At 39.6% G+C, this 12,901-nt stretch carries 10 protein-coding genes; 2 read left to right on the forward strand and 8 right to left on the reverse strand.

Annotated elements, in window-relative coordinates; all coding sequences use genetic code 11:
- Positions 1-21: 21 nt before the first annotated feature.
- Positions 22-1,104: a UDP-N-acetylglucosamine--undecaprenyl-phosphate N-acetylglucosaminephosphotransferase gene (gene wecA / locus R7P72_RS13570; protein WP_258638280.1), complete on the reverse strand. Its 1,083-nt coding sequence runs from the start codon at positions 1,102-1,104 to the stop codon at positions 22-24.
- A gap of 1,147 nt (positions 1,105-2,251) precedes the next feature.
- Here wecA and R7P72_RS13575 point away from each other — a divergent pair.
- Together R7P72_RS13575 and R7P72_RS13580 are read left to right on the forward strand one after the other, a co-directional pair.
- Positions 2,252-3,568: an MBL fold metallo-hydrolase gene (locus R7P72_RS13575; RefSeq protein ID WP_318110608.1), complete on the forward strand. Its 1,317-nt coding sequence runs from the start codon at positions 2,252-2,254 to the stop codon at positions 3,566-3,568.
- Positions 3,569-3,807: 239 nt separating this feature from the next.
- A complete protein-coding gene (locus R7P72_RS13580; RefSeq protein WP_213867431.1) occupies positions 3,808-4,815 on the forward strand; it encodes a sugar transferase in 1,008 nt (335 codons plus the stop codon).
- A gap of 115 nt (positions 4,816-4,930) precedes the next feature.
- On the opposite strand, the gene R7P72_RS13585 is transcribed toward R7P72_RS13580, so the two are convergent.
- From R7P72_RS13585 to R7P72_RS13615, 7 genes are all read right to left on the reverse strand, one after another.
- Complete coding sequence (locus R7P72_RS13585; protein ID WP_005379492.1) at positions 4,931-5,740, reverse strand: glycosyltransferase; 810 nt, start codon at positions 5,738-5,740, stop codon at positions 4,931-4,933.
- A complete protein-coding gene (locus tag R7P72_RS13590; protein ID WP_021034099.1) occupies positions 5,737-6,999 on the reverse strand; it encodes a hypothetical protein in 1,263 nt (420 codons plus the stop codon). The genes R7P72_RS13585 and R7P72_RS13590 overlap by 4 nt, the downstream gene beginning before the upstream one ends.
- Positions 6,996-8,084 carry a glycosyltransferase gene (locus R7P72_RS13595; protein ID WP_005379488.1) on the reverse strand — a complete coding sequence of 363 codons (1,089 nt, stop codon included), beginning with the start codon at positions 8,082-8,084 and terminating at the stop codon, positions 6,996-6,998. Before R7P72_RS13595 ends, R7P72_RS13590 begins: the two co-directional genes overlap by 4 nt.
- Positions 8,085-8,092: 8 nt before the next feature.
- Complete coding sequence (locus R7P72_RS13600; RefSeq protein WP_215810575.1) at positions 8,093-9,175, reverse strand: EpsG family protein; 1,083 nt, start codon at positions 9,173-9,175, stop codon at positions 8,093-8,095.
- A 33-nt stretch (positions 9,176-9,208) separates the two neighbouring features.
- Positions 9,209-10,321, reverse strand: a complete 1,113-nt coding sequence (locus tag R7P72_RS13605) for a glycosyltransferase (protein ID WP_005379484.1) — start codon at positions 10,319-10,321, stop codon at positions 9,209-9,211.
- The gene (locus tag R7P72_RS13610; RefSeq protein WP_005379482.1) at positions 10,318-11,763 is read right to left on the reverse strand and encodes an asparagine synthase-related protein; all 1,446 of its coding nucleotides are present in this window, start codon (positions 11,761-11,763) and stop codon (positions 10,318-10,320) included. The genes R7P72_RS13605 and R7P72_RS13610 overlap by 4 nt, the downstream gene beginning before the upstream one ends.
- Positions 11,764-11,874: 111 nt before the next feature.
- On the reverse strand, positions 11,875-12,891 hold the full coding sequence (locus R7P72_RS13615; protein WP_005379479.1) for a RimK family alpha-L-glutamate ligase: 1,017 nt from the start codon (positions 12,889-12,891) through the stop codon (positions 11,875-11,877).
- Positions 12,892-12,901: the final 10 nt, after the last annotated feature.

Raw genomic sequence — 12,901 nt, forward strand, 5'->3', positions numbered from 1 at the left:
TTACAAATTTGACTCATTTGGTTATTTTTGAAGAACTTCTTGTTTGCTCTCTTTATTAAATATACTTTTTATTACTGCTGTAACTTTCCATATATGACTAATAAGCCAAAAGTAAACTAAGAATAAAACAATGAATGCAAAAAACATCACAGACTCTTTCATTCCAACAAAATCAGCCCACAAACCGATAGCGGCACAAATCGATGCCATCGAACAGATGAAAATTAACGTTGCACCTGGTGAAAGCCCAATACGCTGACAAATATGGTGTAGATGTTCTCTGTCTGGTTGGAATGGTGACTGACCTTTACGAATACGACGGATCATAATGGTTGCCATGTCCATCAACGGTAAAGCTATCAACCACAGTGCTGTGACCGGCTTGAAGGCTACCGCTCCTGGTTCTTGCGTGCCGCGAATCAGCATCCAGACCACGGTAAAGCCTATAAACATACTGCCAGCATCACCCATAAAGATTTTAAAGCGACGACCAAGTGGGAAACCTAAGTTCAGGAAGATGTAAGGAAGCATCGCAGTCACGATCATTAAACAGATCGTGGCTAAATATTCGTTTCCGTTGTAGGCAAACACAATACCTAATGCTGTAAAGGTGACCGAGGCTAACCCGCCCAGCAAGCCGTCTATGCCATCAACCATATTAAATGCGTTAATTGCGCCTATTACCGCAATAACGGTGATCACTGCGCCAGCGACTTCATTAAGGGCAATGGTTTCGCTCCCCATTAAGTAGCCTAAATCGTGTAAGCTGTGGCCTCCGATGTAAATCATCGCAAGGGATATTCCAGCTTGGATAATAAGACGAATTTTGAAACTTACATCGTAGTAGTCATCTAATGCGCCGAGCACTATAAGCACAGCCGAACAAGATAAGTAGAGTGATAGGTTGTCATTCATTGGTAGGAACAGAAGGAACCCGACCAGTATAGTAGAGAAAATGGAGATGCCTCCTACAAGGGGTACTACTCCTTGGTGGAGCTTTCTTGCATTGGGTTTATCTACTAGACCTACGCGCTTAGCAACTTTGCGCATAACAAAAAGTAGAACGAACGACAAAATAAATACAAATAAATATGCATTATTCATGGTAGCCAACTGTGTTATTAAATAAGTTTGAGGTAAATCTATAACGCATCCGACTGATTCCCTTTACGGATTCCATTGCATCACAGGTCCGATACTGCTGATTCTTGCTTCGCTCGTATCTAGACACGCCGAACTCTAAGAATGAGCAGGTGATTTTTTGGCGTGACAAAACCACATTAGCCAACGTGGGTTGTAACGCATTGCAAACGCTAATTTCTAATATTGAATATGTAAGTAACTGAGTTCCACCGACACTAGCTCGTGACGGTCATCGGTTCTCAGCCTTTTATAGGCAGGCCAAATACAAAGCTGAATACACTAACTAACGGTTTGGGCCGGTAGTTATGTACTTCTATAAACCTAGTATTTGGTTTTGATAGGTATGAGAAATGGAGATTTAAATTGTAACCTATGCCTAACCAACATTTGCTCGCCACTTTGTTAGCTTTGAGCGTCCCTCTGACAAAAGGGAATTACATAAATTTGTAATAGTTCTCGTTTTTTATAAATCAATCTTGCCAGAAATGCACTTAGGTGCTTATTATTATTAAAAATTATCTTGCTTGGTCTCTCTTCTGTTAGGAAAGAGACTAACAGATGATTTGGGCACGCTACCGCCCCTAGGTCTGGCTCCTAGAAGCAAGTTTTATACGTAGTGTTTAATGGTTACGTTTCCAAACAGGAGACGAATTGTATAGTAAACACGTTGCAACTAAAAGTAGAACGTGTAAAAAGCTTGCAAAAAAATGTCTTTTTTCTGACACTTAACTCGCCATAAACGTGACGCTTTTTTTGTTGGCTTACTAATTATTAAACTCCTTCCGGCATAGCTGATGTTTGTATAGCTAGCGCGTTAATCTCAGAAGTCTAAGTGCAAATAGTTGCAATAATATGAATTGCATCACAACAGGTTGCAATGCTACACAGTCAAATTTATGACGAATATCTAAGTCTCTCTAAACTTTCGGTTTTGCTGTTTTCTTACTCTCATTATCCTTGCCTACAATACGCTCACTTATTCACCACTTTCTGCTTACCTTGTTCATTGCGCGATTGACTGAGCCGTCTTTACGTCGCGAGGTGTCGCTATATATGAAAGCAAATACTCGTAAGCGTGGGTTAACAAAGGAAAAGACGTCGTTTCGTTATGAAAGTACTGCACCACGGTGGGAAAAATACGGTTACTGGCTCTTGTCACGAGCTCGTATTACAAAATGGAAGTGTGCTGATCGACTGTGGTTTGCTACAAGGTCAAGATAATGCTCAGCAGGAGAGTTTGAATATCGACTTTTCTATCTCTGATCTCAAAGCGGTTGTTCTAACCCATTCTCATATCGATCATGTTGGTCGGCTACCTTGGCTATTGGCTGCAGGTTATAAGGGGCCTATCTACTGTACGGAAGCCACCGCTGAGCTCGTACCGCTTATGTTAGAAGATGGATTAAAGCTCCAGTTAGGCATGAGGCGCCATCAAAGGGAAAGCTTGCTCGATTTTATTCGAACGCTTATTCGCCCTTGCTCTTACTCCCAATGGATAGAGATAGAAGAACATACCTCTCTTCGCTTTCAACCAGCAGGACACATTTTAGGGTCTGCATATGTTGAGTTTCATTTATTAAACAATGAAGTTGTTGTGTTCTCAGGGGATTTGGGACCTCGTAACACGCCTCTCCTACCTGATCCGGTATCGCCTGAAAAAGCTGACTATTTGTTTATCGAGTCAACATACGGCAATAAAGTTCACGAAGATGTTGAGTCTCGCAGTAGGCGATTGCTTTCTATTATTGAGCATGCACTTCAGGATGGTGGCGTAATTGTTATACCTGCTTTTAGCGTCGGGAGAACTCAAGAGTTACTGTTTGATATAGAACAGCTTATTCATGAGCACGCCTTGCAAGATTCTCTGCCTATTATTCTCGATTCTCCTTTGGCTAAAAAGGTAACTACTACCTATAGGCAATTTAAAAAGCTTTGGGGAGCTGAAGCGAAAGAGCGGCTCGAGCATCACCGACACCCTCTTGCGTTTGATCAATGTATTACCGTCGAAAGCCACACTGACCATTTAAAGCTCGTCAATCGACTCGCGAGCACGGCAGAAGCTGCTATCGTGGTTGCGGCCTCTGGTATGTGTGAAGGTGGACGTGTCGTCAATTATTTAGAAGCATTGCTGCCAGATAAAAGAAATGATGTGCTATTTGCAGGCTATCAAGCAGAAGGGACGTTAGGTCGGCGAATTCAGGATGGAGAAGAGAACATATTGATTGAAGGAAGGCGCGTTAGAGTGGAGGCTCAAGTACATACCATGTCAGGTTACTCTGCACATGCGGATAGGGACGATTTAATACAGTTTGTTTCTGGTATTCCTACTCCTCCGAAAGAAGTTCACCTTATTCATGGTGAACAAGCGTCGAAAAGATCGCTTTATCAACAACTGATAACCCTCGGATATAACTGCGTTATATAGTGAAATGAACAATCATTTAATTTCGAGGCAATATAATATATCGCAAACATAGTTTTTCGAATTCATTGATATAATTTCGTTAAGATTCAAAAACAAGTCATAGACAAGGACTCAGGTTCAAGAAAATTAACAAAGTTATGAGCATGTTCTGGATTAAGGGATATAATTTCTATACGAAATAAATTATAATCGCCGACTTGTAAGCAATTGGCTAGTCGATAACAACTTATTCCATTCCTATGACAGACAGTATGAGCGACACGCTTCAAGAACGAGAAGCTTCTGAATTAACTAAGCATAATTCTATCAGCATAACATCAGCATTGGACGAGTTATCCGCAAGTGAATCAAATGCTTGCCTTTATATCTACTGTCCAAAAGAAGACGAAGCAAAAATTGCTCAAGTGCTTAAGAGGCATCCTGAGATTAACGCTCAGGTTAATAACTATGCTCTTAGAGACTTCAAGAGCAAAACGCTTTGCCACTTCAAAAGCTCGCATCTAGATCCTGAACAGCAAGCATTTCTTGTCGCGGCGACAGAGCTAGGTGCTTGGGTTGAGCCATTAGTGAGCTATTTTGACCGTTCACTCGGATATACTGAAACGGAGCTTTTGCACAGCGGCTACTTCTTACACCAAAAAGCTTTTTCTATCCTTTCTAATCGCAAGAACAGCTGGCAAAAACGCTTCATCGATCTGTTGTTTGTTTTCATGCTGTCATGGGTTGCTATTCCTGTAGGGCTTATTACGGCACTACTCATTAAGCTTGAATCGCCAGGTCCGGTATTCTTTAAACAGCGTCGTACTGGCCAGTATAATGAAGAGTTTGAAGTGATTAAGTTTCGCTCGATGCGAAACGATGCAGAAAAGAACGGAGCCCAATGGGCAACCAAAAATGACGCGCGCGTAACGAAAGTCGGCTGTTTTATTCGTAAAACTCGCATAGATGAGCTCCCTCAGTTAATCAATGTACTAAAGGGAGAGATGTCGATGGTTGGTCCTCGCCCAGAACGCGAGGTGTTCATCTCTGAATTGGAAAAAGCCATTCCTTACTACCGCTTTCGTCACGCCGTTAAACCTGGGGTAACTGGTCTAGCCCAAGTAAAATACCCTTACGGCGCATCGGTAGAAGATGCTATTTGGAAGCATAAATACGATGTCTATTACATCAAACACCAAAACTGGATAATGGAAGTGAAAATTCTTTTCCTTACAGTCAAAACGGTGTTATTTGGGATGGGTCGCTAAAACACGGCGAAGTTAATCGAACGGATCATAGATATTAAAAAAGAGCAGCGCCTTACGGTCGCTGCTCTTTTTGTATTTACTTTAGTTAGTTATATCTTAAAAAGTATGCTAACAATTATCTTGCAAATCTATAGATAATCTTTTTAGTAAACCTTGGAGAAAGCCTCAGCACCGCTTTTAATGAAGTGTTTACTATCAAGTTTTTCGTTGATAAGAAACCTATTCTTTTTTGATAGCGCATTAATCTACACTCTTGCTTGAAGTAAAAATACCCTCTGCGAGTAAGCATCTCTTTGCCCGAGCGCATTTTCAACAATGTGTCAGGTAAATTAGTTAGCTGATATCCTTTACTCAATAAAAGACTCCACAAAGCATAATCCTGAGCTTTCCGTAAGTCTGGATACCCACCTACGGATTCTATAATCGACTTTCGGAAAATAGAAACTGGATGGCTAAGAGGGCTACGACGAATAGCGAACTTGCGTAACTCTGCTGAACTAACTGGTAACTTGCGTTCAGAAATACGAAAGCTAAAACTCTCATCCCACTCCTCAAGCGTTGCGCTAGAGGCAGCAATACTCGGATTTCGAAGCATAAATTCAACTTGCTTTTCGAAACGTTGCGGCAATGCGATATCATCGGTGTCCATTCTCGCAACTAATTCGTTTCGACAAGCTTTCAAGCCCGCATTTAATGCACCCCCTAACCCAATGTTCTGTGGCAACTCAACAAGTGTTAGAACATCACCAAGCTTGACCTTCCACGATACAATTTCATCTTCTAACTCAGAACATAGAGGCCCATCTTTCACTAAAACTATCTGATCTGGCTTTAAGGTCTGCCGCTCCCAAATACTTTCCATTGCTTCTTTTAAGTATGAGGGACTCTCTTGGGTATAGACAGAGAGCAAAACACTAAATTTCATTTAGGTAGATCCATTCTGTAAAGTTGACGCTTACCGCTAAATACCGAATCAAAGAAAACGGCCGTCCCGCATGATGATAATCGAGGATGGAGGTCGCACCTTGTTTCTCCTGAAAACTCAAATCCATGGAAAAACTCACCAATTGGTTTAACTTCACCAGTGACAAGGTTACAGAGAAGAAGATGCTGCATTCTAGCTTTGTCTGGATATGTGTCAGTCACAAACCAATCTCCGACTACATGAGGATGCCCATCCCCATAACCTGAAAGTTTCTCATGCTGGAATGGAGTAAAGTTGCCAGAAGCCACATCAATAAGCCAATAACCATCAACTCCATTAGGACCCCGCATAAAACCAAGCACCGTTGACTCGTTAACCCAAAAACAGTGGCTTACCATACCAAAGTCACTCAACAAGGTGACATTTCCTGTTGTAATATCAAACTTGAGCAAGCGATCGAAACGACGCTTACCTAGTAAATATCGATGCATAAATATAAAGTGTTCACCTGATGGTGAGATCATCACGTGATTAAATTTATGCACCGCACTCTGAAAGTCTGGAGTGGGATTTATTTTACAAGCATCATCTAGAGAAAATAATAGTTTCGTATTACCAGTTTTAATATCTACAAACCATAATCCATCTTGGGTATTATCACGCAATTCTTTGTCTTTTAGTAGTGAGGTATTTCGGTAACCATAGTCCGGCCTTAAAGTCATCAGACGTTTATAGTTTAGCGAAATAAAATACTCGTCTTTGAAAGAATCCTGCACCGCATGGCTAAACTCTTTAATTTGCTTTCTTTCACTTACTGAATAGATTTTCGCAATGTAAATGTTTCTTTCGCTATCGTAGTCGTTGAAAATGAAAAGATCTTCATTTAGCCAATGCGCTCTGCAACCTTGCTGCCAGTTGTAGGCATTGACAGACAAGCTTAATAACATTTCTTGATTATTATCAAATACAGCAACTTCTACACTTTTTTCTATTGAAGGTAAAAGACTAGTTGAGCGACTAGATAATTGGGTAATTACCATTCCTAGGCTATTTTCCGGGGACTTATCGTAGTAGCCAAAAAAGCTTTCCCTTGATTGGTTGGAATAAGCGATAGGGCTCACTTCAGATTTGAACTTGTAAGACTTTTTAGCTCGAACATACATTAATCTAGAGTAACAGAACTTTGCAAACTCTTTGATCGCAGGAAAGCGCCTCAGTACTCTGGCAATATTACGTTCCAACCCGCTATAACTACTCACTGTGCCTCCAAAATTTTACGATATAGTTCTTGATACTTTTCAGACATTTGCTTCGCAGAAAACACTTCTGTTGCGAGTCGTCTCGCCTCTTTTTTTGAGTTTTCATCAAAGTCGATCGGTGCTTGAGACAACTTTTGTTTAAGATGAAGCGTACCGGAATCTAAAGAAAATAATTGACACGCTTGTTTAGATTCTTGTGCTATCTCTTGGTGGGAGTCAATGTCTGATAATATTACAGGCAAACCTGCGGATAGAGCTTCTAAGACTGTATTTGGTAAGCCTTCAGATAATGAAGTAGATACAAAATAATCCGAAGCAGCAAGATATTCATTTACATTGGATACATTGCCCAAAAGACCCACGTTGGGCCCAGCTTTGACCTGAAGGTCATTTTTAAGAGGGCCATCGCCAAGAATAATCAAACTACCTGCACTTTTATTGGGTAGCCTATTAAACGCATCTATCAATAACTCCATGTTTTTTCTTGGAATTAAACTTCCCACAGAAATGTAAACCGGTTTCTCGTATTCTTGCAAAACCGAAGGAGCCTGTGAGCTTTCTACAAAGTCTTTTACACCATTCTGAATCGCATCACTCTCGATGCCAACACTCTTTAGCTGTGCTTGGATCGTTTTAGAGCATGACACTAAGTTGTGACACTTTTTCATAGCAGAAAAGTGCTGCTTAACCATCAATGCTCCTTTAATTCGACCAAACTTACTAATATAGTCCTCAGGTGGAAAGTTTCTCGATGTCATAACCCATGGAATGCTACCTGCAATTGAAGAGGCAAGACTGTCAGCTCGGATGCCCTGAGTATGGATTAAGTCTGGTTGGATCTCTTTGATTAAACTCTTCAGTGTTGAGCTAGCTAGAAACATGCCTTTAATTCTAGATAGATTCAAAGAATACAGATTGACCCCTGCACTTTCGTAGTCTTTCCAGCGGCTATTATGTTGAGGCTCCGGAGACAATGTGATCAAGTGTGGTTCAAAAATGTTTCTATCAAGGTTGTTTATGATATTAAGCAATTGATTTGTTGGGCCAGAGTGTTTCAATGTACTGACAACAAAGAGGATTCTCATGTTTGTACCTAATTAAATATTATTGTTTGATATGGTTCTGCGTTTTGAACTGTAGTGACAAACATTAGTGCAGAAAATGCTATTAAAGATAAATATATAAGCGGCCTAGACCTTCTATGAAAAATCAACACAATAGAAGGCAATATTATGATGGAAGCTGGTGTACAGAAAAGATCTTTTATACGAGCAAACATAATCCCATAATCGATAAAAAACAGCATCATCGAAAATCCATAAACATACATGGGTATTAGAATAGAATTATATTTGTTTACCTTAACCAATCTCTTGTAAAACAAGAGGATTAATACAGAAATTAATAAATGAACTAAAACGGTACCGCCAAATATAGAATATGACTCAGCAAACTTTGAATCCATGTATCTGACGAGTCTAAATTCATTACCCAGCCCCATAAACTCAGCAATATAGAGAACAATTGTCATCCCGAACCCACCAGCAGCAGCCATAACAAAGGATGCTGCGAGCACTGAAGACAGCATCCACGGACGCGCGAGCTTTTTCATAAAAATCAATAAAAAAGATAACACTGCAGCAATATGTACCAGTAAAGATGATGTCGCGGCGAGAGTAAAAATCAACTTCCTGCTATGGTATAAATAGTAGACGGCCATTAAAGTAATCGCAGAAGACAAACCATTCCTTATTTGCCCTAAGTCTGCCCGCATCCAGATAGCTATGTATAAAAGTACTGATAAGTAAAAGAAGTTCGACATTTTTTTAAATGCATAGAGCTTTATCCCTATAGATATAGAAGCAATAAAAAAAACAAATAGTTCGAAACTACCACCAAATGACTTAATAAATAGTGTTAAGAATGCATAAAGGCTTTCCGTCGGTTTTTCTCCAGAAGATGGGATATAGTTTGGAAATCCCATCTCTGAAACATTGTCGACATAATAGTAAATTTCTTCGTAGTTAAAGTAATCAACTGAGGCATATCTAATGCCAACAAAAAGCACAAGTAATATATAAAGTGCTGGCGATAAATTGATTACACTCTGACTTCTATTAACAGAAACAATAGAAAAAAACATAATCAGAAAGAATGGAAAGAAGTATATTGCCACTATAATTCAACCTTTAGTAAAAAGATAAGAGCATTAAGACTTAGCTTCAATTAAAGACTGATAACTTTGCAAAATTTTCTCTATAGTATATCGTTCAGATGTACTTTGTGTTTTTTTTCTAATAATACTGCCATCACAGACTAGTGATATTTTTTCTGCTAACTCATTTACGTCCTGATAGCCGACTAAATATCCATTTATGCCATCTTCAATGATTTCGCTTGGACCACTTGGGCAATCAAATGAAACAACTGGAGTCCCAAGTGTTATCGATTCAACAAGCACGTTTGGGAAGCCTTCAAATAATGAAGTTAATAACGTTGCCTTTGCATTGGCATAATAAGGAATCATATCACCCTGAAACCCCTCAAAGTCTACTCTTTTAAGTACATTAAACTTAGCGGCGCACTTCTTCAGTTCACTCTCCAAGCCTCCTTGCCCAACAATCTTCAAGCGGAGCTCTGGATACCTTGGTGCCACTTTCGAGAAGGCTTCAATCGCATAATGGAAAGCTTTTTGCTCTTCCAGTCTTCCCACACATAGCAAATAGTCTTCAATACTGGCTTCATTTACGATAGTGCCAAGTGACACTTGCTTCTGATAGTTCGCAACAATTTGGCAAACAGGATTGTTGATCACTTCAACTCTGGATGCTTCGACACCTAAGTAATCAATCAAGTCTACTTTCATTGCAGAAGATTGAGCGATAAAATAATCAGACAGTGCATAAAACTTCTTAATCAAATGTTTAACAATAAAACCGTGCCATAGGCCTTTTTTCTTTGATTCAGCTATAGATAAGAAAATGATATTTCTTGAAATCAATGTAAATTTCAGTCTCATGATACTTCGTATCAGACCCAACATTACTGATATTTGGCGGTTAAAAGATAAAACTATTTTAGGCTTTGCTTGCTTAAGATAGCGAGAAATAGCAACGGCTGAATAACGGGTATGCTTAACGTCTAAATTAATTAAGTTCACTTCGGAAGCTAGCTCTTTTTCTCTGACAGCACCGTTTAGACTCAATACGACTAAGTCTACAGAGTACCCCTGATTAACAAGACCGTTCGCTAAAGTTACACAAACTTTCTCTGCACCACCGCCACGTAAGCCACCAATAATAAATGTTATTGATTTTCTCATCGTTTGCTGACCTTCAGTGCTGTATGATATAGCTTGGTGTAAGCAAAAGCCTTTAGTCGATTGAAGTCATCAAGTGCACTATATTTGTTTACTTGTGACTTAAGGTTATTGTTTCTAACGAAAACTGAAAATGATGCTAACCATGCCATTTTTTCATCAAGACGATCTGCCTTAGCATAAGTTGTTTTAGGCCAGTGCTTTGCCCACATATCTAAAGACTTCTCATTAAATATACCTAACTCTTGCAATACACCACTATTAATCTCATTCAAAACGGTGCTCCTTAGGTCGTGTCTCAACCATTTCCCATAACAATTGTTACGACTAGTGAGCGTATCTTCTACGATACTGTTAGCTTTGTTGTAACGACGCCCTGTCCTAGCCCAAGGAATATCCAATAAGTTTCCAGGCAACAACTCAAGTAAGTGTTCATAGTTATCGTCTGTACGACAACTAGGATCTAACGACCACATAAACCCAAATACATCCGGTGAAGTAAACATCTGGTACAAAGGAATTCTGTCATCAATAACTTCCATGCAAGCGTTCAACTGGCGGCGCATATAATGCTGTTGCATTTCTATCTCTCGATAAGACATCTCACTTCGCCCAGGGAATCGAGACCGCTCACGTTCTAAGTCTGCTCGAACACCATGAATAGCCGCCTTTTCAACAGAAGCTCGAAGAAAAGCAAAATGATTCATATGTCGGTCAAGTATATGAGGCAGCTCAGAAGTTTTTCTGCCAGAATATTCGCCTCTACCAATACTGTCACCATAACTACCAGCCAAAATTCCATCGATACCAATAGTTTTTGAAACATCTGCCATTGCATGCAAATGCACGGGAGAATATTCTGCGCCTCGTTCAGCTGTGAGAAAAATATTGTTGTAAAGCACCTCTTCAGTCAAAGGCTTATAGCTGAATTCCCAGCCAAAGCTTTGTGCAATTCGCTGCGCATATACTACATCACGAGAGTCCTTTAAACCCCATGTTAAAGCGGTAACATCGCCAGTATATTTACCTGTAACCTGTAGCTCCCTCACGATAGCAGCAACAATTCGGCTGTCCATACCACCAGATAGTAGAATACCTATATTCCTTTTTCCGTTAAGGAATTCAAGGGCTTCAATTTCTAGTAACTGTTTTAACTTTTTTGCTACTTCTGGAGAACTTTTTTTATCTTTAAGATGAGGAGGCAAATCTAAATAACTCCAAGACTCACTATCTTTTGACGCACGCTTTGCCATCCAAGGTGTTCGTTCAATTCCTTGAACCATAGTTCGGTTCGAGAATATGTAGTTTTTCATCAAAAACTCCATAACCGAAATAGGATCTACTAAACGCCCTTGAAGATCAAACTTAGAAATATGCTTTTTATAGTTGATACAATTCTCACCCTCTGAGTAGAAAGTTCGAGTTCCCAGACCTAGCTTACTCATGCTACTAAAACCTTAATAAACTGCTATAGGCGAAGTTTTTTAATTTGTTCCGCCCTGAAAATAATTACCACTCTAAATATTTATACTAATTTGAGAGAAGAATATAAACGCTTAAAGCTTCTTGCTTATGAAGTCTTCGATCATGAAGAATTCAGGAGAAAATGCTCCCTCAATCCACTCTAGTTCATTGTTCCAATACCCGGGGCAGTCAAGATATCCTTTTCGCGCAAAAGAGTAACTCAACTCAACAATGAGAGGTTTGTCATCCAACGTAACAAAGTCAAAAGCAAGACACTGGGAGTTCAACTTCTTTGTTACATCAAAAGCAATTTTCAAACATTCTTTGGGTATTTGATGCGGGTCGTAAATAATATTACCACTACCAGAAGCTCGAAAGTCTCCTTCCCTTACCATTCGCTTGATCGCAAACGCTCGTTTACCTATAACAATGATTCTAATATCATGATCGTTGTTAGGAATAAACTCTTGAAAATATGCGTAATTTCTTTCTACTGGAAAGTTTTTTTCAGCCTCTTTCGGAATAACTAACCTAGCAAAGCCCTTACTAATATTTAAAAAGCTGCTTAGAGTTTTATCGCGTTTAAAGTGCCAATAGCGCTCCTTTAAAAAGTTGATCCTATTTTTTACTTTATACCCTTTTCCAAAGGCTTTTCTTATGAATTTTTGAGCTTCACTTTCGGACCTTACAATATGCACATTTTCAGCTCCAGCTCCTCCTCTAAGTTTAAATACCGTAGGGAAGGTTGTTGTTGAAGCCCAATTTAAAGCCACATCTTTATCATAAAAGACGTGGCTAGGAACTAATGGAGCTTTTATAGCTTCTAATAAATACTTCTGACCTACTTTATCGTCAAAGTGCCAAGCTGTTGCAGGATCTGGGAATACTCGCTTACCAGCTGCCGCCAATGAGTAGCTTAATTGACGCGCAAACAATACGGCCCTGTGATCATTGTGTCCCCAATGCCACATAACACCATAGCAACCTTCTAGTTGTTCAATAATATCGTCGGAGTAGCAATCCACTATTTTATAGTTAATATCATTCAGCTGACAATAATCAATCCATTTGTCACTGAAGCTACCCGAACGAGAGTGAATAGCTAACATTTTTTCTCCA

Origin of the sequence: Vibrio sp. Vb0888 (assembly GCF_033338835.1) — a bacterium.
Lineage (GTDB): Bacteria > Pseudomonadota > Gammaproteobacteria > Enterobacterales > Vibrionaceae > Vibrio > Vibrio alginolyticus.